This is a genomic window from Pedobacter sp. WC2423, assembly GCF_040822065.1.
In the GTDB taxonomy this organism is placed as follows: Bacteria; Bacteroidota; Bacteroidia; order Sphingobacteriales; family Sphingobacteriaceae; genus Pedobacter.
Map to the genome: position 1 here is coordinate 1,503,226 of NZ_CP162005.1, position 22,455 is coordinate 1,525,680.

The window sequence follows — 22,455 nt, forward strand, 5'->3', positions numbered from 1 at the left end:
AAAGCTCAAAAACAACGATTTATTAAAATAAGTTCGGAATATTATTCAGCAATTTCTTGCTTTTATCTTTCAGCTCATTGCCTTTTTGGATAATGGCTTTGGGGTCACTCATCTTTTGCAGTTCAGCATTAACTACTTCAAACCGATCTATCGTATCAAACATTTTATCTGCTTGCTTGATATTATGTTCTTTCAGGAATTTTCTCCAGTCAATTTTAGCCAAAACCACCAGCATTTGCCTGGTCACAATTTTGCCAATAAAGAACTTATCATAAACGCCGTTAAGGTTCGTATCAGGATCTCTTTTATTCAGATAGGCTATGGATTCTTCTATAGATGCACGCTCACTGTTACTAAGTAAAGGGCTGGTCTTTAATTTATTCAGCGAAGCTATAGCCTGATCATTTTTGCCTCTTTTGATATATACGAAACTCTCTATGCTCCATACCGTCTCATTTTGTATCCCTAGCTGATGTGCATCAGCCAGAAAAACTTCAAAGTCGTCCAACGCCCTTTCTTCATCAATCTCACGTTTCATCATTAAACGATCCAGTCCTCTGAAAACATGGTTTAAACCATGAAAAGCAACGTGGGTCTGATCGTTATTAAATCTTCCCCATTTGAAAAATGCACGCGTATAAGGCAGATCAACTTTTTGCTGTTTGTCAAGCCATTTGATATTGTTACCAATTTCATCTTCTGATAAATAATAAAATTTGTTGGTAAAAAAGAGTAAGCCCCGCACAAACTGAAGCAATGTCTTGATTTCACTATCCGGCAATTTATCCGGCTGTGTTTTACTGCATTCGTAAAGAGAGATTTCCATACCCAGATCTTTCGCTGCCAATGCCAGCATACTCAAAATAGCATGTTCCCCGTTTTGTAATACAACTTTGTCAGCTTCGGAACGATGAGGGGGTATCATTTCCGGTTGTATACCATCCAGCAAAGGAGGAAAAATGTCTTCATCTGTTTTGATCACAAAACTCTTAATTTTGCTGTAATCACGATACAAAAGCGCAGCATCTACCAGGGAAATATTATTTTTCCCAGTACCCATTTTATCAATAATACCCGATACTGCCCGTAATTCATTGGCATGGTCGCGATATTCAGGCATCATCGTGTCCTTTACAGCCGATGCACGCACACCAAGCTTGGCGAATTTCCAGAATATGATTTTATCCGATGTCAGCCCCTTTACTAATCCAAGACGATCTTTCTCCAATAGTAATTTATCAGTTTGCTCACCAGAACATCCTGTCATCATAATTGCAATAATTGAGAACGCTAAATATCTATTCATCAGGGTAAAATTATAATTTTAATTCATTGTTTTAATGCTTAACAGCCGCCGAAACTATACGTTATAATAACACCCTCCTTTGTTTCTTTCAAAGTTATGCCTGCTGAACCACCTTCCTGGTAATAAAAGAATTCCAGATCAATGTTCCGCTCTGTCATCGTACCCTGATCCAGCTCTTTATTATACCACCAGCAAAATTTATCATACAAACTATTTGTAATGACTCTTTTCTTAATCGTATGAAGATCAGGAATCATAGAGTTATCAGCTGAAGTCAGCTTTAACATCAGCAATATAGCTTCGTGCTTTTTTAAGCCTTTTAAAAAGAGCGTATGTGTTTCACCTCCCGGCCCATCTTTTTCAAAATACTGATAGGTGGAAACCTGGTAATTACCATTCTTAAAACGGTAAGTCTTTTGATAATTGATCTCTTCTTTACTTTCTTTCGGTAACTCCTTTTTATTTTTTGAAACCGGAACACCAAAGAATCCCTTCAGATAACCAGCGACCAGTTCTTCAAAATCATTTTTACTGTTTTTCATTACCGCCAGATCAGGTAAACGCGACAGGAACAAAGCCGGAACATATCCGGTTTTATCCTGATATTGTACTTTAGTCCAGTTTCCGGTCAGGTTATACCATGTCCCACCACTTCTGTTCAGGTCTTCTTTTCCCGGTAATCCCGTACTACCATAGTAGCTTAATACAATATTAAAAGCCGGCAATTTTACCTGACTGGTATTTTGCTGCAACCTTGCTCCCTCAGGGATTTTTAACAATACACGACTACCAGCATCCGGTTTTTCATATAAAGGAAGTACACTCCCTTTCCAATTGTATACTGATTTAACCTGAGAATCAGCATTAAAACCGCAGAAAAGAAGGACAAGAAATAAAGACATTTTCAAAACGCACATAATTACTGAACTATATTATTAAATTATTCGAAGTGAAAAGGAAATTTCTCCTGATAATTCATTGTTGATATCTAAAATACTAAAGCTTTTCAGGCCCCGCAACTTATCACTTTCCATTGAACTACTGGTTAATTATTTTAAACTTTTTACAATCGGTCTATAGTATTTTACGGGTTATCTGAACCGTTGTACAGTAATCATTGTGTTCTAAATACACTCATTAAAACACTAAAATACATGGTTTATTCCTATTTAGGCTTGTTAGGTGGTCAAAAAAAGATATCTTTAAACCATATTTTTTTATAATGAATAAAGAAGAATTTAAACCTTTCATACCTGCAGAAAGTAATGTAGCAGAATTTACAATTAAGTCCATTTTACTCGGATGTATTGCCGGGATCATATTTGGTGCCGCCACCGTTTATCTCGCTTTAAAAGCAGGATTAACCGTCTCAGCTTCAATCCCTATAGCCGTACTGGCTATCACACTGGGCAAGAAGTTTTTTAAAACAACGATACTGGAAAATAACATTATTCAGACTACCGGGTCAGCTGGTGAATCTATAGCCGCTGGTGTTGTATTTACCCTTCCTGGATTCCTGTTCCTAAGTACAGATATTGGCGGACAAAGTTCAGGAGAAGCGTTTTTCAATTATATGACGATTCTGATTCTCGCCATCCTCGGGGGAGTTTTAGGAACGATGATGATGATTCCATTAAGAAGATCATTAATCGTTAAAGAACACGACACACTTCCTTATCCTGAAGGAACTGCTTGTGCATCAGTATTGAAAGCCGGAGAAAGAGGCGGAACATTCGCACGTACAGCTTTTTGGGGCTTAGGTTTTGCCATGATTTATGCCATGCTGCAAAAAGTTTTCCATGTGATTTCTGAAGCGCCGACCTGGGTAACTACACAAGCTAACAAATTTCTCCCTTCCGCACAGGTTAGCGGAGAGATCACACCAGAGTATATGGGTGTTGGTTATATTATCGGGCCAAAAATTGCCGGAGTACTGGTAGCTGGTGGTGTGCTGGCATGGCTTGGACTTATTCCTTTACTAGCTACATTAATTGATCCTGCATTAGCAGCACATCAATTGGTAAAGCTTGGCTTACTTGCTGATATTACTAAAGCAGGTGGTTCTGTAGGCTGGAATCCTGCCACACAAACGTTTTCAGATTATCCATTAGCAATTTATCAGGCTTATGTGAAACAAATCGGTGCTGGCGCTGTAGCTGCCGGCGGATTTATTACTTTATTAAAAACAATCCCTACCATTATATCTTCCTTCAAAGACAGTCTGGGTTCTATTAAAGAAGGAAAAACAGTAGCAGAAACTAAAAGAACAGATCGTGACCTTTCTCTGAAAGTTGTTGGTGTAGGAAGTTTAGCATTGATTATTCTTGTTGCTGTATTACCACAAATCCCAAGTAACGGGATTTTAAGCAATTTATTAATTGGTGTACTGGTCGTCATGTTTGGTGCATTCTTCGTGACCGTATCCAGCCGTATTGTTGGTTTAATCGGGTCAAGTAACAACCCTATTTCGGGTATGACTATCGCAACTATCATGGGAACCTGTCTTGTTTTCATCGCAGTTGGATGGACTGGTAAGATTTATGAGCCAATGGCATTAGTTGTAGGTGGTATGATTTGTATTGCAGCAGCTAACGCGGGTGCAACCTCTCAGGATCTTAAAACGGGTTACATCATAGGTGCAACACCAAGATATCAGCAGATCGCCTTATTTATAGGTGTAATCGTATCTTCTATTGTAATTGGACTGACTGTTCGTATTCTCGACACCCCTACTCCAGAAATGCTTGCACAAGGTATTAAACATGCCATTGGTACTGAACTATATTCTGCTCCACAGGCTACCTTGATGGCAACGCTGATTAAAGGTATGCTTTCTTTTAACCTGGATTGGCAATATGTGCTGGTTGGTGTGTTTATCGCGATTACTATCGAATTATGTGGTATCAATTCCTTATCATTTGCTGTAGGCGCTTATTTACCTTTATCTACTACCCTTCCAATTTTTGTAGGTGGTGCAATCAAAGGAGCTGTTGACTGGAAAGAACGCAAAAAAGTAAAAACTCCGGAAGAAGAAGAATTAGGCCCAGGAAATCTTTTTGCAACGGGGCTTGTTGCTGGTGGCGCACTGGCAGGAGTTGTCGTCGCAATTCTGATGGTTATCCCTTCTGTACGAAGTAACCTGAGTAAAGTAGATGTTCAGCCGTTATTTACCCGCTGGTTCGGTGCTGGTGGCTATGAATTACTGGGTGTATTGATCTTCCTTTTCATGGGATTTGTATTGTATAATATCTCAAAAAAGAAAAATGAGGCTGAAGATATTATAAAATAGCTATTCATAAAGGAGGTTTATGGCTCTCAAAACCTCCTTTATCAGGTTAATTTAACAGTTTTTTAACGTTAAATGCAATTAATCAGGCTTAGGATCAGGCTACTATAAGATAAGAACAATATTTATTTGCACTATATGTATCCTACTCCTATATTTGCATCACTTTAAACGGAAACGCTTAGAGTATTGTTCTGAAAAGAATGATGATTCCGTAGCTCAGCTGGTAGAGCATTACACTTTTAATGTAGTGGTCCTGGGTTCGAATCCCAGCGGGATCACGAAAGGCGCAAGAGATTGCGCCTTTTCTGTTTAAAATGTTTTTTAAAAGGCGTTTTTCGGATCAAGGTACTATGTATAAATTCAAGTAATTTCGGATCAAGCGGAATTCTTGGGGGGAAGGAAATAAATTCTTTCTTTTGCATTCTTAAACCAAACGAAAATTTTCATTTTGAGTCAAGCCGAGCAAGCCCTGATCAGTTTATTATTACCGGAAGGTATTCTGGATTATTTTGAATTAACGCAAGTAGAAAAAGAAGGTAAGATGTTGAATATCTACCTCGAAGAAAAAAATATAGCGCCTGATGGCTACCTAAGTAAAGACCTTGAGTCCAAAGGATTCTTTCCAGAGGTCAGTATTCAAGATTTCCCAATTCGTGGCCAGAAAGTGGCTTTATGTATTAAACGGCGTCGCTGGACGGTTAAAAACACAAGCGAAATCATTAGCAGGGATTGGGATTTAGTAAGAAAGGGGGCACGAATGACAACAGAATTCGGTCTTTTTTTAAAAGGAATATTTGGATAATCACCCAATCAGCTGCTATCATCCAGGTCATTACTTTCAGATAGACGGCAAACAGCTGCAAGAACAATACAAAGAGCATATCAGTGATTATAATGGCTGGGAGCAGAAAGATCATGCAGATCAGTGGATGTTGTTCGTAAAGAATGTCAGTCCATATTTGAGTATCGACGAAACAGCTTTATCCAACGGCGAGCTCTATACCATCGTCACTAATAAAGGAGCAAAAGGGCGTAAAGGTGCGATTGTAGCGATGATCAAAGGGACAGTAGCCGAAGATATCATAAATGTACTGAAGAAAATTCCGGAAAGGCTTCGCAAAAAGGTACAGGAAGTCACCATGGATATGGCTGCAAACATGCAGTTGGCAATCAGGAGATGTTTTACCAATGCACATAGGGTTATTGATCGTTTTCATGTTCAAAAACTCGCTTATGATGCTGTACAGGAATGCAGGATCAAATATCGTTGGGAAGCTTTGGATGCAGAAAACGAAGCTATCAAACAAGCAAAAAAGAACAAAACCATATTCCATGGGGAGGTGCTTTCCAATGGAGATACGCTAAAGCAACTACTGGCCAGAAGCAGATATTTGTTGTTTAAACACCACAGCAAATGGACCCAGGTTCAGCAGAATCGGGCAGAACTACTTTTTGAGCGCTATCCCGAGTTAAAAAAGGCTTATAAACTATCTCTTAGATTAGGTGAAATATTCAAGGTATGTAAAAGCAAGGAGCAGGCGTTAAAAGACTGGCATTGTGGTATAATGATGTGGAAGATGCTGCAATAGAAGCATTCAGAACAGTATCCAGATCCATACAGGCACATTATTTATCTATCCTGAATTTCTTTACTAACAGATCAACCAACGCGTCCGCTGAGTCATTCAATGCTAAAGTGAAGGCTTTCAGGGCAACTTCCAGGGGCGTAAGAGATGTCAAATTCTTTCTGTTCAGACTTTCTAAAATCTATGCTTAACTTCCCCCCAAGAATCCCGCTTGATCCCGTTTTTCAAAAAATAATAAGTCATTTCATACCAACTGAAATCAATCTGAATGGTGACCTAACTGGTGCCCGATTCTAATTGGTAAGTTTGGGCACCAGTAAAAAAGATTCATTTGACTCCAAATTATTAAAGAGCAAGCTGTTACCGGGTAATCCGGCCATAAACAAGTTTTTAACTTTAACAGATTGAAAATGAAAAGTAACCAAAACATGTCCATTCTTTTTTGGCACCGTAAATCAAAAGCCGATAACAACGGCTATGCCCCTATTATCTGTAGAATTTCCATTGATGGAAAACAGATAGAGTTTTCTACCGCCAAAAAAATTCCTAGTCATAGGTGGGATGTGGAAAAGAAAAGGATCTTGCCTTGTCCAGAAGCAAAAAGCATCAATTCAGCATTAAACAGGATACAATGTGAGCTTGAAAGGCATTGTACTATACTACAATCATTGCATGAGTTAGTAAGCCCTGCAATGCTCAGGAAAAGTTATAGAAACCTTTCAATAGATAATAGTAAAAAAAGGAACAAACAGAAAACAAGATTCCAACCCTGCTGGAATTGGCCTCTATTCATATTGAGGGCTTCACTTTACTAGTGAAAAAAAACCAGAGATCAAAGGAAACTTTAAAGCAGTGGAGATCGACGAAGAAAAAGATAGCTGAATTTATTACACACACTTTTAAATCAAAGGATCCTGAACTTTCAGAAATAGATCAGTCCTTTGCTCATAAATTTCATACCTTCTTAATTGTTAAAAGAAAACCATCTATTCAGCAGTCGGCAGCTATGAAGCAGATTAAAAACACTAAACAATTGCTCAACATAGCTGAAACTAATAAATGGATTATTAGTAATCCGATAGAGAAATTTAGATGCGGTTCCGAAGAACCTGAAATTCTACCTTTAGAATTGTTTGAGGTCGAAAGTATCTGGCGCAAGAATCTTAGCATTGATAGGCTTATAAAAGTAAGAGACGCATTTATATTTCAGTGTTTCACTGGCTTCGCTTACCAAGATATATACAATCTATCACCCCAAAACATTGTAAAAGTCGGAGCAGAAAATGAAAAGTGGTTAATCAAGGAAAGAGGTAAAACAAAAGTTACCGAAATGGTTCCAATCCTCCCAATAATCACTGAAATTATTGCGAAATATAAGGACGATCCTTATTGCATATTTCATAAAAAATTAATTCCCGTAAACAGCAATTTCAGGTATAATTACTATTTAAAGGAGCTTTCTGACTTATGTGGAATTGGTCGGCCTCTTAATAGCCATTTAGCCAGACATACCTTTGCCGATTTGATGCTCAACACTTTGGATTTCCCCCTAGAAGATGTAAGTAAAATGCCCGGACATAAGAACATCAGGACAACACAAAGATATGCTAGGATCAAAAAGAAAAGAATTAGTAAAAAAATGAACCTCTCCAAGCACTTGTTATTTGATGCAGACGGACAACTCAAAAAGACTGAGCTTCCACCATTCATATAAACCAAATTTATGAATTTAAGGAGGGAATAACTTAAAGTGATTATCTCCTTAAACTATTTAGAGTAATAAGCATTTTTATGTGATTTTGCTTTAAATTAATGGAAAATTAGATCTAAATCAATAATGTATTTAATATTGAAATAATAGTAACCTCTCTTTCAATAATACCTGATAACAGATCAAAAAGAGTGCCTTTCATTTCGGGATCGTCTTCCGAGTATGTGAATAAATCTTCTTGAGCTTAAAAATAGTGGACATCAGGTATTAATAAGTGAAGAGGAACTATTAAATATTGCACGTAAAGCATTGGAGGTATTTCCTGAACCTATCTCTTTATTTAAAAGTGTACTTGAATATCCAGTAAATAGTGAATTTAATATTAGCGAAAAAAGTAGAGCAAATTTTATTTGGGATATTGCATTAATGTTTAGTGCGGGAAAAAATAAAATTGACAACTGTAAACTCTATTTCGTAACTTCCGATAAAGCGATTATAAAAACAGCGGTTGCAAACAATTCTGGCTGTTATGTTTTAAGTTTTAACGAATACTTGGAATATCTAAATTCATAGTATTACTTAATGGCTTAAGTTAATTTGTAAAGAAAGATAATTATGCCCCCAGCCGTACTAAGGTCAAACCATTTTGACCAAGTTTTGATAAGAATGGGATCAATATGATTGAGATGTGCATATAATTATTACGGATTTTGAACTATATATTACCATAATTACCGATTATTACATTTTCAACTTTAAGGTATGCAGTTGTCAATTCAACCTTATACTCCTTATCAAACGGGACTTTAGTGAAATCGGTAATATCAACCATAAATTCATTTGGTGGAGGGCTATCATAAGTGAAAAAATATCCGAATGGGTGATAGTTGATCTCAGCCCATTTATAAATTTCGTTTGTTCCCATGTCACCGACAACACAATAGCCGATCATCCTTTTTGTAGGCGAAGCATTTGAATAAATATGAATATTTATTTTATCTGGAAACCTAGTACTCTCTTTATTTAATAGATAGTCCTTAACACCTGAGATATTGCCAATCACGCCTGTTGAATCTGTTGCAACGAACATCATTAATATCTGCTTTAATACATTTAAAGGCTTAATCTCATAACTTCCAAGTACATATTCAGGAACTTTGTTTGCCTTTAAGATTTTCCAGCCTTGTTCTGCGAATTTGCAAAAATCCTTTGCATACCAATTGCCTGAATTATTATTACAAGTAACACATAAAGACTGCTTTCCGAAGCCTCTTTGGCTTCTTTTCTTTTTGCCGTACAGATAGCTGTTCTTTTCAATTAACTGTTCGTGTCCTTGAACAAGTATAGGTTTATTATTGAAAGCACATTGAGGTGGAATATGCTCAAAAGATAAAATCGCTAACTTTCCACATAAATAGCAATTACCAGTTTGCTGTTTGTCTCTTTGACGATTAGATTTTTCCTGCATTTTTTAACTAATGGCATTTAAGATAGTCAATCATATCAGAATCCCCAAGAATTTAAAAGGCCATTGGAAGAGTCCATTATCCTTTAATCTTGATAATCAACTGAAAACGGTTTCACAACGCTCAAAAAATAATTCTGGTTAACATCTATTGGCTTTTTAAGATAAGTATTCAAAACAAGACCCAATTTATTCCAATATGCATAAATACAATGAATTGTTGATTCAATCATAAAAGTATAACGGTGATTATAATGATTGGGCGTACCTCTCACTGTACTTATTTGTTACCAAAATAAAACATTGTTTACTATACAAAAATGGGTCTAGCTACTTAAATCTCAATTTCATACAAGAAGTGGTAACTACATTCGTCATATAGCTTGTTGAAAAACTAAGTTTGGCTAATCTTTCCCAATAACCATTTCGGCCGTTTGAGTGTCCAAATTTGATTTAATATGGCATTATAAAACATAATCGATATGATTTCAGATCCAATTACGGTAAAACTACTGGCTGATCTACAAATCCGATGATTGACCGCATAGAATTGGACGATCATTACCTTGGAGCGAAGACGTTAACAAACTCGGTGTGAAACGTTCAAAAACTATCCAGTCTAGGTTCAGAAAAACGGAAGCTCTACAAACTTTAACGCCCTAATTTCCTGAACCCCATCACAAATTCATTTTTTGGTTAGCAAATTCTCGTGAAGAGCTTGATTTTTTTATCTTTATAAGCTTGCCTCCAACTTGAATAAATTAGGGGAGACATGCATTAATTACATGAACAAAAATTTTGAACTGTTTATTTCTGAATCAATAATATTATCGGAGCTGCAAAGAAAATCAGCGATAAAATCCGATTTCGCGGGCTATATAGAGCTTTTCAACACATTTCGGACTATAGTTGCAATGGAAACGCGTTTCATTGTTCAAACCTTTCCCGAATATACACCCCATGACGAGGAGTTTCATCTAAAGAGACTTTTTGGATTAGCAGATAAAATTTTAGGAGAGAACATCATTTCAACACTTAATGCCACCGAGCTGCTCATATTAAGTTTAGCAGTTTACGGACATGACTGGGGTATGGCTGTTTCAATTGCGGAAAAATCAGTTATCACTGGTACCGAAGAACTGAATGAAGGTGACAAGGATTTATACCTTGAAAATGAATTGGAAAAGTACAAATTATATCAACTTGATGCCCACGAAAACATGGGCACCTCAGATGACCAAAATTGGCAGGAGTATGTGCGGATGACCCACGCTATGCGTAGCGCAGTCAGGGTAAACAAATACTTTAATAACATTGACAATGGAATTGGGCAGGCTACCGCGAGAGTTTGCATTGGCCATTGGTTAGACTACAGGAATTTGCGCGATTCGGAAATATATCCAACTCACTACATAGTGAAAGGAGAAAGTATCAACCTGAGAGCCTTATCATTGTACCTTAGATTAGTTGATCTCTTTGACCTATCTAACGAGAGAACACCGTTTGTTATTTACAAATACACAGCTCCCAAATCCCTTCGATCTCAAATGGAATGGGCTAAACATAAAGCAGTCAATTCTTTAACAACCTTAAACTATCAAAGCAGCAGAATCATCCAGGTAGATGGACAAACTAATGATTATCAAGTCTACGCAGCGTTGACCGACTTGAAATTATACTGTCAGGAGCAACTTCGACTCGCAAATGAGTTGTTTGCGGAAATGGATGGGCGCTTTCATCTGAACATATTTGACTTGAAATGGAACATCATACCAGTTAATTTTGATCCGATCTCTATCAAATTTGAATTCGACAGAACACGGATGTTTGAAGTACTGAGTGATGAGATTTATCAGGGTGATAAATATGTTTTCCTCCGGGAGCTTTTGCAAAATAGTATAGATGCGATCAGACTAAGAAAGGAACTCGTAGAAAAACAGGCTGGTTACAAACTAAACAATTTCGGTAAAATTAACATTGATGTATCTGCTTCTTCGGATGGAAATATAACCGTAAAAATTTCAGATAACGGTATCGGTATGGATCTTTACATTATTGAAAATTACCTGAGCGTTGCAGGCCGGAGCTATTACACCAGTAAAGAGTTCAAAAAACTTGGGCTTAATATCGATCCCATTTCTAGGTTCGGCGTTGGGATATTGAGCGCATTTATGGTTGCGGAGAGCGTGAGTATTGAAACTATCCGTGACAGAACCATATCTCCTGATAGTAAGAGAATCACTGTAGATATACCCTCAGTTGATCAGCAATTCCGGATCAGGGCAACTAGCGAGGCTAATTATCAGCCTGGAACCAGTGTAACAGTGAATATAGCTTCCATTCACTTTAACAATTCATCAGCTTCAAACCGACTACTTAAGGTTACAGAATATTTAAAGCGAATTGCCGGATACATTGATATCCCAATCTTTATCGATGAGTTTGGTATCAAAACTGTGATTGTCCAAAAAGGTGCAATGCTTACTGAGACCGGGGATTTCGCAGTTCTAGAATCCGGCTTCAAACTGGATATCGAAAATGTGTTTTTTCCACAAAGTTTGAAACTTGCGAAAGATACTTTTGAGATTAAGACCTATTCTCTGGAAAACGATTTAAACCTTCCTGGAATTACCGGCGAGGTTAGTTATCTGATCCCAAAAGATCCATTCCTTAAGCTAAGACACGGGGGCACATCCTGGCCGTCTGCCGATTACACGATCGTGTCCGATGCCAAACGTTTACACCAACGCCATCTAAAGTTTTACATGGAATGGGCTAGATATAAAGAACATTTTATGCAAGCGAAAAATGCCGGATTAGCTGAAAGTTCAAATTGTATGTCTACCTTCCAGTGTTATCTTGACGGTATCCTGGTGCCAAAAGTAAATGCTCCGAAGTCGCTAGAAGAATTTTCGGTTCTTCAGCACGGTAGCCCCTACCTGATCAACTATTTTAACAATGAGTATTTTGCAGTATGCTTTTTATCCGCCAATTTTACAAAGAAATTACTTAAAAACATAAGCATTTCAAGAACGAACATTAAAAATGATCAAACCTGGGATACATACATCAGTCCGGTACTTTTTGAGTTCATTCTCAAAAGCAATTATCAAAAAATAAAAGCGGAAAACCTTAAAGAAAGAGCTCTACATATCGCGCAACTTATCTTCATATATCGTATTCCTTTAGAATTATTGATTGAAAAAATAGGAATTGATGAATTTCCAGTTGCATGGATAAGCCAGGGGGGGGAAATTGAGTTTAAAACATGGGGCCAATATTCAGATTCCAACGTGTATTTGCAACCACTGATGTCGGTCTGGTTCTCGCCGAACATTCGCTTCGCCTTCGGTGAACAAGATCAAAAAATTGAAAACACTTTAACAGAATGGAAGGGTGATGAACTGTTAATTGACCAAAATGCTATTGGTGATGAGGAATCAACCCATAGGTATCTGTCTGTTCAGGCAAACATCGTCTGTACATTTGGCATTTCACTATTACCCTATACCCATCGCTTTGAGCATTTCAGATTTATAAGTTCACCCTGGGAGGATGGGGCTCCCCTGATCCAGCAGGTTTGGAGACCAACTTCCGATGAGGATATTTCTGATGGATCCGATTTGGTCGAACTTTCTGTAAATCCATACTTCAAAATTGATCTTAAAGATTTAGAGGTTTTCCTTGTCAGTTTATTTGATGGACTGGACGAAGAATTTGATTTGTTCCCCGCTATCGGAACTTTCGACACACCTTTTGAAGAAAGCCTGGCCTACGGTATAAGCTGGATGAATTTCTTGCATCCTTTCACCAAAATATTCGTTCGCATACTCTGCTGTATCAATATGCGTATCGAAACACCTACGAATTCAGTTGCTTGGGCGACTTTAGTAGACAAAATGAGAGAGTTGCCATTTTTCGATCCAAATGGATACAAATATTCTTCTATATCTATTGAGGAAATTAATCTAGTGATATCAGAAATTAACGAAATGATCAGTTTAAATAACTTGATAACCGCATATCAGCCTCTGCCAGTCATTCTTTTTGAAGATTTTGTTGAGGACTCAATCTATGAATCGGAAGACGGTCAGACCTACACGTTTTACAATAATGCACCAACGAAAATAATGTCCTTAAATGAATTCTATCCCGACATTTTACCATAAGTCGATTAGAAAAAAGTCATACGCATCGGAATACAAATAATAAACCATGAACAATAGGATCAAACCTCTTTACGGGAAAGAAACAAAGTATCCTTATCCAACAAATACAATGTTTCCAAAGGAAGTGAATACCGCTACGACCTCCATAGCATTCCAGAATTTGTTTAATTTTAAACTGAAATCCACGGAATATGTCAGAAGTTTCTACCTTTGAGATGAGAGCGTTAATTGAAGGGGGTGATTGAGAGATTACCTCTTTAATATAAATATTGCATCATATATGGATTATCTTGAAACAGAAATTGATGGTAGTAAATTTAAAAATCTGTTAAAAAATATTTGGGTTGGTTACGATGAGGATTACTCTCAAAACGTTCTTAGCGAGATGGGAAATTTAATCTTAAAAAATACTGACTACGCTGGTGAAGAATTTCGATTTCTTTGTTGGCTTTTCTCAAAAGGTATTCTTCCCAAAACAAGCCTTAATGTGCCTTTCATTCCTGACTTAGTTACTTTGGAACAATACAACGAAACGAGCTTCAGGACTGAATTCTTATACTGTTTAAGAAGGCAGGAACTATTCAATGCATTGACTAAATGGATTTCTGATTTTAAAATGTATATCCCGACCCAAAATCCTATCAACATTCTTATTGGAGGTAGTTTTACAGATATAGGCAATACAAATCCATCCGATATTGATGGGATCGTCTTAATACCGAGAGCAATTTGGCAAGTAAACCCAATGAAATTCTTTATGGGGTTTATAACCGCAGTTAATCCAGAATTGAAAATTAAAGAATTTGATTTTAAATTCCTGCCAGAGGGTTTTGATGTGCAACATTTCAAAGGCTACAATGATATAAGTTTATTGGCCAATAATGCACAAATTAGAGATAGTGATGGCCGAATGACCAATAATTCATTTACCAAAAGAAGGGTAATTTCACTCACTATTTAACTTTTCAATTACTTTTCAACACTTAAACTAAGTTCAACATATGGAACCCTCTATGCTATTAATAGACACCAAATAAATTTTAATTTTAAAATTATTAAAAAGGGCACTACTTTTTATCCAATTTATTATTAATCCGTAGTAATATTGAATTTGTTTTCATCATAGCTCATCAAAAAAATTGGTCTTATCTGCGCCAGCAATAACGTTGTATGGATAGATGGGCATTTTAAGGTCGGCACCAATAATCATAATCCCACGGATGTCCTCTTCAAGTTCTCTGTGGATGATTTCGTTTAGCATTTCGAGCCTATCGTCCCTAGAAATATTTTCATAGGGATAACCTATGATCTTATAACGCCTGCGCTCTGGGCCACTTAAAAATGACGCCCAGTTATGGTCATTTTTCATTTTTCCCTTTCTTATCAGGTCTTTTAAAAGATTAAATTTTTTCTCAAACTCGATCTGGTCCTGAAAAGGTGCGTGTAGCAGGATATAGGATGACTGTAACCAATTGGTTCCCTTCCCATCAAGCTTTTTCAGAATATCTTCCCAGAATTTGGTTTTTGCCAACCTTGGCTTTTTTACCTTTATGCTCTTTGCCGTCCCAAGTACGTAAGGATCCAATTCTTTGGATTTCAAGGTAAGCTGCAGATAGAAATTCTCGTCAAATTCCGTTTCACCGATGTTAAAACCATTATCAAGGTAAAAGCCGAAAAGGTCGAGTTCATCACCCTGGAAATTTGCATGGGCATCGAATTCTCTCCGTCTGGCCAGATAATGTAGTTTTTCTGCCTGAAGTTCAAGAATATCGAAAATAATCTCCAAGTCGCAAAAGCTGATAGATGGAGCGAGCTCCTCCAGCTTCTTGTCGGTAATTTTGGCATCGACCAATTTTTTTATATTGGAACCAATTGCACCAAGGCTCGATAGCGTTACCCCAAGAGGGATAAAATATTTGATCTTGGATGCATCAATCTCATTGATTTCCCTAGACTTCGTTTTGAACTGATGTATTACCGGATTTTTCTTGAGATATTCTACAAATCTCATGGCCTGTTCAGACGGCTCAACCATCAGCTCCTTAAGCGTTTGGAAAAGCCGATCAGGTGCCCCACGCCTTGCAGGTGAAGTTACCATACCCGATTTCGCCTCAACGATAACAGCAAACTCCTCGATCAAAAGTATAAGATCGTTTTCAAAAGTCTTGCCAGTATCGGGGCATCTCCACTGACTACCTAGGAGCACCTTTCCATTAGGGAATTCTTTTCGGAAAAGGGCGGCAAGCTTGCCCTCAAGGTATTTTCCCTTTTCCAGTAGGTATTGGTTGAACAGCTTCGCATTCGTCCGTAACAGATTTTCCCAAAGGTCAATACCAAGGTGATAAAAAAGATAGGAAACTCCGCTGTAATACCTACCATTATCCAACTTGATAAATGGTCTTTGATGTACCGGATTGTTCAAAAAGACATGGTCCTTGTCCCAGTCTGACAAGTCGCCGAAATGGTAAGAAAGGCTATCCATGATTTCCCTCAATTTCTCAGCCTCAAAATTATACGACGTCAGCGTCAGCATCTCATCTATCCCAAATGTATTTAGCTCAGTAAGAAAGAAGTCTGAGTGTGCAATAAGGTAACCTTTGAACTTTTTCATGTTTCGTCCCGATTTTTCCCAAATGTCCAACTGCTCTTCTTCACTACCAATGGGAACATTAAACGTTTTACTATATTTTTCGAACATGACCCTGTAGTTTTTTTCCAACAGGACAAGGCGCAACTTCTGCAGGAAGCCATTTAACTTTTCATTGGTGTGTTCAACAAGGCCAAGGATAACCTCAAACAGCGCAACCGGATCATAATCAAAAACAGCGGTGAATTTATCCCTTGTGAGCTCGACAAGTTCGAACGTGATCACTTTCATCTGCGGTTCATAGGCCCAGTTTCTTACCGCAAGCGTATCTCCCATCATCTCAATTCTCAAAAGCAGAGGATCAAGCTCGTTAGCATCCTTAACATTTTTCCCCATAGTCGAATACCTCATCGACTGATTACGGTTCATATCGCGCAATAGATCATGAAGTTCTCCGGCCATGGCACCAAGTGGAATAGTAAATTGGGTGCGTTTGTCAAAAAGCATCAGTGCCTGCATTGTCTCCACAAAGAAGGAATGAAATTCCATCTCGCCATCAATAGCTTCCTTGTCTATTCCTTCCTTATGCCCAAGGAAATAGAGAATTGAAAATGAGCAGAGATAGAGCGGATCATATCGACCAAAAAATTCCTGAAGTTTTTTATAATTTTCCTCAAACTTTACAGCTGCATTCTCACCTGCATCGACGATGATCTTGTGACGTTCAGCAAATGTCATTTCTAAAGGAAAAACATGAGCCATTTCCCGCATTTGCTGTTTAACAGCCTCATATGGTTTGAACTTTTTGTTCTTAGGTTTTTTATTTACAGGCTTTTTGCGTTTTTTGCTGACTGGCATAACTGAAGTTTGTCCTAACATACAAAATGTTTAATTAAAGATCAGTTAAAAACATTCTAGAAACCCAGCACTTTCCACAGCCCAAAAACAAAATAGCAAATTCCGGTATAAAATGAAGGGGGCAAATATCCATCCTCACCCCATTGATTAACTAATTCTAAAATTTATTGGCATGCCTGGCTACAAATATCGGACGCGAAAGGATGGTTCCAAATACATATCGCTAAACCAGCCGGAGGTAAAACACATGAAATGGTGTCTATTCGCTTATTTTATGCAGTCTTTGCCCGGGTCGCCTTAGTTCAAAAAAAAGTTCTTGTTTGAATTGATCAAGATCTTCTTTGGTTATAAATTCAATTAATGCCATAATTTACCTATTAAATGATATGGCAAAATTGTGAAGGAAATATTAGAGGGATTGGGTACTTAATGGGTAGTACCTAAGGATATTTTTTTTCAATAGCGCATCATGGTGTTTGGTGTGATAAAAATTGAAAGACGTTTTAAAGCGATGCACGTAAGCAGGACCTTTATAGGCGACTCAAAGGAAGGTAAAGTATAGTCCGGTAGTATTGTCTTGCCAATCAGAAATTCCTCACCCATCATTATCATAAACGAAGAACACAACTGTTTCCCCCTCCCTTTATGCAAATCAGTTTCAGAATGGTTAAAAACCGATTAAATGCGATGGTTTTAACCAATCCTCAATTACATGTGCGCTAGCCTGGTGCGGAGCGCACATTCTCGAACCATTTCCTTGCAGATGTACGCAAAATCGCAGATTTAGATTTAAGTCTGATGAATAAGCTAAGCTTTTGCTGCATTAAAAACTACAAGTAATTCTACGAAGAGACAGAATAACTTATCCAATCAGTTGTATATTGCATTTGTCTATCCAAGGGATGATCAACCCTTGGATAGACAAATGCAATCACAGGCGAAATGGTATTTTAGTGCAATTGATCTAAAAGAATAATTTTAGATCCCAAAATTTCGGTCTAGTTGATATCCTCAATGTTCAATACATAAAACTTCATGTGACGAGCGCCACTGGACTCATCATAGGAGTGTTGCTTTACCTGGTATACCATCGAAAGATCATTTTCTTTCATGTAGGTTTTTAGCAGGTCGTTTCTGATATAATTGAATTGGTTGGAATAAAGAAGGTCTTTGAAATCTATGCATTTATAACATTCCTTTAGATCTTCGTCTACGATTTGTCCCGTTTGCGGAACAGACTTCAGATTGAACCTTTTTGCCATTTTGATCGAGGGAAAATACTCACTGAATCCATGGAAGTATTCGCTATCGGTCTCCCACAGATATTCCGATTGGGTTGTCTCAGACTGGAAGGCAATCGTCTCCTGACCTGTCTGTTCAAATTCTTCACCAATCTGATGATATCGGCTTCCAAATTCGCGTAACATATCGCCCGGTTCAAATTTAAACTTGCGCGTAATGGTTTTACCGGTCGGTATGGAGATTGTCTCCATCTCGGTTTCTGGAATATTATCGGCCCAGAATAGTTCACCAAAATAAACGTGCCTGAGGTAGTCACGATGTACATGGATATCATTTTTCCATTCCCTAAAATTGTGATGATTTGCTTTTACCAGATCAAGCTCAGGGGTTCTTTTCACAAAAAAGCTTTCCGTTAAGAGAAACGAGCGCACTTTATATTCTTCATTGATCCTTCCTTCTACTTTTCCATAGAGCATCGTGTGAGGCTGCGATGAGAAAATTTGCTGGAAAAGCGGAGGCATGACATCCATTTTTTCATTTTCGCTCCATTTTTCGGAACTAGCCCGATCTCCCATCAAGTCCCCGTCATACAATCGGATGGCTTCCTTATATTTCTTCGAGGGCATGCTCGGATCAATATTAACATCTGAAAGTCTATCATAGATATGGTCATTATCGCCATCGTATTGCGGCCTCCTTATCTTTTGGTTTAATAGTAGATACCCAGCATAGTCAAAAAATGCAATCCAAGAATATTTCTTGCCCAGCCTTTCAGCCTTCATTGAATTAAAACTTAAGTTGCCCCAATAAAAATCGTTAAAGTTCTCACCACGGAATTCTTGTATTTCTTGGTAGCCAAGTTCATAAACCCTTTTTAGCACGTTTGCAATCGCCTCGCGCTGCGAGATTGTTTCCCGGTCAATCAGCCTTGGAATGGTATAAATACCAAAGTCCATGCCGATCGGAGCCGGCCAATCTGTTTCTCTGCTTCGGTCTACACTTTGTCTTTGAGCATCTGATGGTTCCAGCCAACTTGAGAATGTGCTGAATTGGTAGAGCGAAATACGCTTTTTTTCAGAATCCGGAACTTCAAAGGCTTTTTTCAATGAGGCTAGATCCAGAAGGTGCTTGACCGAATCGATGACGATATAATTATATCGAGGTGAAGCCGGCTCTGGAGCAAATTGTAATTGATAAAAGGTCTTCGCTATAATAGGTAGATACTCACTAACATAAACTTTGTCATGCTGGTTGATCAGCGCAACGCCATAGCAACAACAAACCAACCTTTGATAAATATAGCTGTCACTAACCTTGGAACAATCTTGGGTAAGCTGTAACAACTCCAATGGAAAGCGTTTACCATACTCGATCAAATATACGCTAGCTATATCCCTCAAATCCGTAACTGTTGTGGAAAGAATAAAAGCTATTACGGTGGCCATATTGTGATGCCTGATTTGATCTATAAATTTATCCTCTCTCAAATCCCCGATATTATCATCGACAAGTCGTTGAAAATAACCCGCATGCTGAAATAGGAATCGTCCCCAGGTGATATCTAAGGTCCATTGGTCCATATCGGACAGCGCTTTGCGAACGAACGAAAAATCAAGCGAGGTATAAGATGACTGCCATTTCCGATAAGTCGTTTCGAACATCGCGTTGGTATCTATCTCTCTGGCTTTCTTAACAAGATATTCAGCAACCTGCGGATTAGTAGAGGTATCGTATCCATTATAAAGGTACCACCAAGCCAGTGTGATTGCATCTTCGGATTCAAGTGCAGTTATTACCTCGGGCTGCATGGCAATCAGAAACTTCAGGATGTCCAAACGAAGCTGATGGTGATCTGCCGTGTTACTTCCGATTATGCGCCGCAGGAAAAAATCCGATGCAATAAGATCAGCCAAAGAACCAGTCTGTGAGATCAGTTCCTTGGCGATAAGATATCCACCCACCTCTTGTTGGGTGTGCCTTACAACTTCCGCCCGCCGTGCGCCAATATCCTTTATATAAACCAGATAGCCTTCAAGTACAGCAATTGCTATGGATTCATCCCTCTTAATAATTGAACTTTTGTCAAATGCAGCTGCAAAATCGTCTACCGGAACAACCGCTTCAGTCTTATCCATAAAGAGCTTTGACGATGCTGAAAAACCATCTGTAATGGCAGTTGCCATAGCTAATTTCATCTTTTCTTTTACTTCGAAGGTGAGCGAAGCAATGTACCGCTCAAAGATTTCCAGATAGGATTTGATATCCAAAGTTACCTGTACCACTTTCAATCTCTTTTCATTGATCATTTTACAGAAAAGATCAAGCAGCAGTGGTACGCTGAAATAACTTAAATCTGCCGTATCTATGTTTAATACTTCGATCTTATAATATCTAAAATAACGTTTGCAGGCATCATACACATCTTCCTGATCAACAAAGCCACTGAGTTCAAGTATTTGCCTTGGTACGGGTTTCCAAATCTGATCGATGTAGGATGTTCGCAGTGTACAGATCACGTACAAATTGGGATAATCCTCCAGCATCGTAAGCAACCTTGGCAAATGCTGCTTCCAAATATCGCTGAACCCGATCGTAGATTTTGTAGTCTCGTTGAGCGCGTCGAAAATAAAAAACATCCTGCGGCCTCTGCTGCGTGCGAAGCCATCCAATTTCCTAAGGACTTCCTCAAACCCATACCCCTGTGGCACTTCTAAAAGTCTTAGTAGTCGGTGCTCAAGGTCCACATCATCGCCATTGAAGACACTGGCCTTAAAAAAAAGAGCATAATCGCCCTTTCTTTTCAGGCCGTTGTATAGGTGCGCAGATAGATGAGTCTTTCCCATTCCAGCATTTCCAGAAATAATCTTGTGATTGGAGGAAGTCATCATACTGATGAGCATGGCATTCAGTTCGCCGATATTTCTATAAAAAAGATTATAATTGTTGATCAGATACCGCAGCAGATGGCTATCGATAAAATCCTTGCTCAGAAATTCCTTCCAACTCTCCACCCGATAGCTAAGCGAAATAAAATCTTTGCCTAGGCCATTATTAAGGTTTTTTTGTGATAAAATTCCAAAGCCTGGTTGTCCGAGCTGATTTTGAAGTCTTTCTAACAATTGACGATAGCTTGGAATACCTGTCTTTAGCTGTGAGATTCCTTTGATATATTGGTTTTTGGGATTGATCACTGTTATAGAATATTTCGCCAAAGCCTGGTCGAACTCGCCTAGATTGCCCTCGAACTTGGAAAGGTATTCAAGACAGACACGTACCTGGTTCTGGAACATTTCTATAAAGTGCTCAAAAGAAAGAACATCGACGAAATTTCTGAGCTCAAATTGGCTAGAAAGATGTAATTCAGGCACATACTTACTCTGTATCTCCTCGTCGTAAAAACGTTTAGACAATTTCTCAAGCCATTTATCAGAAATGCGAAACCATCTTCTAAAAATCGTATTGATGATATTTGTTACCTGAACCTTAACAGTAGAATCGTGGATGTCGGTAACGTACACCGAATTTTTTGGCTTTTCACCAAAGAAAAATCTATCCAGACCAAACATCAACCGCGAGTATCTATATCCACATTCGATCCTTTGGTTATCCTTTCAGTATGTATTTCATCACCTTGCTTGGATCTGATCTTCACATCGGATTCGGATACACTTTTGGTAAGTATCTTAGATATGGTTTTTTCAAAAATGAGACATACTAATACCGAAATCTGTCCACAGACTACAATCAATGGCTCAGGCTCAGGCTTTCCATACAACCAGTAACATCCGATTGCAAGCATTGTTACATTCAACCCGATGACCAGATATTTTAGATTTTTATTCATAGAGAGATTAATTCAACTAAATTAATCAATTATTTACAAGATCACAATACCTTTGCTAATATGAAACATGCAGGATCATTATGGTCTGGATTTCCTGATTTAGTTTTTCGCACGAAAAGGTACGTTATTTAATAACTTTAGAAACCGCCAAGAATTGTAAGTTAACATATTCTTTCTTAACCAATCTGTTGGATGTTCTATGCTCTTTGAATTCTTAATTGAGCTAATTATGTGCGAATAATCAGAAGCTTAATTAATAAGACCTTCTAGATCATCTTTGGATTTTTTTGTAGGATATATTATGTGCATGTAAGTTCGTTAGCTAATTTAAATAATAAAAAGTCCTGCAAAATGTAAAAGCATTGGTCATCTACGAAGAATTTTGCAAAAAACAAATC

The 22,455-nt window shown here is 38.0% G+C and carries 13 protein-coding genes and 1 tRNA gene; 9 read left to right on the plus strand and 5 right to left on the minus strand.

Annotated elements, in window-relative coordinates; translation table 11 throughout:
- Positions 1–22 precede the first annotated feature (22 nt).
- Together AB3G38_RS05835 and AB3G38_RS05840 are read right to left on the minus strand one after the other, a co-directional pair.
- Complete coding sequence (locus tag AB3G38_RS05835) at positions 23–1,306, minus strand: hypothetical protein (RefSeq protein ID WP_367867559.1); 1,284 nt, start codon at positions 1,304–1,306, stop codon at positions 23–25.
- A 38-nt stretch (positions 1,307–1,344) separates the two neighbouring features.
- Positions 1,345–2,208, minus strand: coding sequence for a hypothetical protein (locus AB3G38_RS05840; protein WP_367867560.1), 864 nt, complete (start codon positions 2,206–2,208; stop codon positions 1,345–1,347).
- A 320-nt stretch (positions 2,209–2,528) separates the two neighbouring features.
- Here AB3G38_RS05840 and AB3G38_RS05845 point away from each other — a divergent pair, with 320 nt between their 5' ends.
- The 7 genes from AB3G38_RS05845 to AB3G38_RS05875 all read left to right on the plus strand — a co-directional run bounded on the left by AB3G38_RS05845 (position 2,529) and on the right by AB3G38_RS05875 (position 7,895).
- Positions 2,529–4,595, plus strand: a complete 2,067-nt coding sequence (locus AB3G38_RS05845; RefSeq protein ID WP_367867561.1) for an OPT family oligopeptide transporter — start codon at positions 2,529–2,531, stop codon at positions 4,593–4,595.
- A gap of 205 nt (positions 4,596–4,800) precedes the next feature.
- Positions 4,801–4,873, plus strand: a tRNA-Lys gene (locus tag AB3G38_RS05850).
- A gap of 170 nt (positions 4,874–5,043) precedes the next feature.
- Positions 5,044–5,397, plus strand: coding sequence for a transposase (locus tag AB3G38_RS05855; protein WP_367867562.1), 354 nt, complete (start codon positions 5,044–5,046; stop codon positions 5,395–5,397).
- Positions 5,390–6,184 carry a transposase gene (locus AB3G38_RS05860; RefSeq protein ID WP_367867563.1) on the plus strand — a complete coding sequence of 265 codons (795 nt, stop codon included), beginning with the start codon at positions 5,390–5,392 and terminating at the stop codon, positions 6,182–6,184. Before AB3G38_RS05855 ends, AB3G38_RS05860 begins: the two co-directional genes overlap by 8 nt.
- Positions 6,151–6,372, plus strand: coding sequence for a transposase (locus AB3G38_RS05865; RefSeq protein ID WP_367867564.1), 222 nt, complete (start codon positions 6,151–6,153; stop codon positions 6,370–6,372). The genes AB3G38_RS05860 and AB3G38_RS05865 overlap by 34 nt, the downstream gene beginning before the upstream one ends.
- Positions 6,373–6,609: 237 nt before the next feature.
- Positions 6,610–6,996, plus strand: coding sequence for an Arm DNA-binding domain-containing protein (locus tag AB3G38_RS05870; protein WP_367868749.1), 387 nt, complete (start codon positions 6,610–6,612; stop codon positions 6,994–6,996).
- Positions 6,960–7,895, plus strand: a complete 936-nt coding sequence (locus AB3G38_RS05875; RefSeq protein WP_367867565.1) for a phage integrase SAM-like domain-containing protein — start codon at positions 6,960–6,962, stop codon at positions 7,893–7,895. The genes AB3G38_RS05870 and AB3G38_RS05875 overlap by 37 nt, the downstream gene beginning before the upstream one ends.
- A gap of 712 nt (positions 7,896–8,607) precedes the next feature.
- On the opposite strand, the gene AB3G38_RS05880 is transcribed toward AB3G38_RS05875, so the two are convergent.
- Positions 8,608–9,360 (minus strand): hypothetical protein, encoded by a 753-nt coding sequence (locus tag AB3G38_RS05880; RefSeq protein ID WP_367867566.1) that lies wholly within the window; start codon positions 9,358–9,360, stop codon positions 8,608–8,610.
- Positions 9,361–10,142: 782 nt separating this feature from the next.
- On the opposite strand from AB3G38_RS05880, the gene AB3G38_RS05885 reads away from it, so the two are divergent.
- Together AB3G38_RS05885 and AB3G38_RS05890 are read left to right on the plus strand one after the other, a co-directional pair.
- Positions 10,143–13,526, plus strand: a complete 3,384-nt coding sequence (locus AB3G38_RS05885; RefSeq protein WP_367867567.1) for an ATP-binding protein — start codon at positions 10,143–10,145, stop codon at positions 13,524–13,526.
- Positions 13,527–13,806: 280 nt separating this feature from the next.
- Positions 13,807–14,487 (plus strand): hypothetical protein, encoded by a 681-nt coding sequence (locus AB3G38_RS05890; RefSeq protein WP_367867568.1) that lies wholly within the window; start codon positions 13,807–13,809, stop codon positions 14,485–14,487.
- 159 nt (positions 14,488–14,646) lie between these two features.
- Here the strand turns inward: AB3G38_RS05890 and AB3G38_RS05895 are convergent, their stop codons facing one another.
- Positions 14,647–16,992, minus strand: a complete 2,346-nt coding sequence (locus AB3G38_RS05895; protein WP_367867569.1) for a hypothetical protein — start codon at positions 16,990–16,992, stop codon at positions 14,647–14,649.
- A 977-nt stretch (positions 16,993–17,969) separates the two neighbouring features.
- Positions 17,970–21,779, minus strand: a complete 3,810-nt coding sequence (locus AB3G38_RS05900) for a hypothetical protein (RefSeq protein ID WP_367867570.1) — start codon at positions 21,777–21,779, stop codon at positions 17,970–17,972.
- Positions 21,780–22,455: the final 676 nt, after the last annotated feature.

Excerpts from the sequence above, each read along its gene's own strand:
- AB3G38_RS05835 (WP_367867559.1), bottom strand. The coding sequence starts at position 1,306 with ATGAATAGATATTTAGCGTTCTCAATTATTGCAATTATGATGACAGGA.
- AB3G38_RS05840 (WP_367867560.1), bottom strand. The coding sequence starts at position 2,208 with ATGTCTTTATTTCTTGTCCTTCTTTTCTGCGGTTTTAATGCTGATTCT.
- AB3G38_RS05845 (WP_367867561.1), top strand. The coding sequence starts at position 2,529 with ATGAATAAAGAAGAATTTAAACCTTTCATACCTGCAGAAAGTAATGTA.
- AB3G38_RS05870 (WP_367868749.1), top strand. The coding sequence starts at position 6,610 with ATGTCCATTCTTTTTTGGCACCGTAAATCAAAAGCCGATAACAACGGC.
- AB3G38_RS05880 (WP_367867566.1), bottom strand. The coding sequence starts at position 9,360 with ATGCAGGAAAAATCTAATCGTCAAAGAGACAAACAGCAAACTGGTAAT.
- AB3G38_RS05885 (WP_367867567.1), top strand. The coding sequence starts at position 10,143 with ATGAACAAAAATTTTGAACTGTTTATTTCTGAATCAATAATATTATCG.
- AB3G38_RS05890 (WP_367867568.1), top strand. The coding sequence starts at position 13,807 with ATGGATTATCTTGAAACAGAAATTGATGGTAGTAAATTTAAAAATCTG.
- AB3G38_RS05895 (WP_367867569.1), bottom strand. The coding sequence starts at position 16,992 with ATGTTAGGACAAACTTCAGTTATGCCAGTCAGCAAAAAACGCAAAAAG.
- AB3G38_RS05900 (WP_367867570.1), bottom strand. The coding sequence starts at position 21,779 with ATGTTTGGTCTGGATAGATTTTTCTTTGGTGAAAAGCCAAAAAATTCG.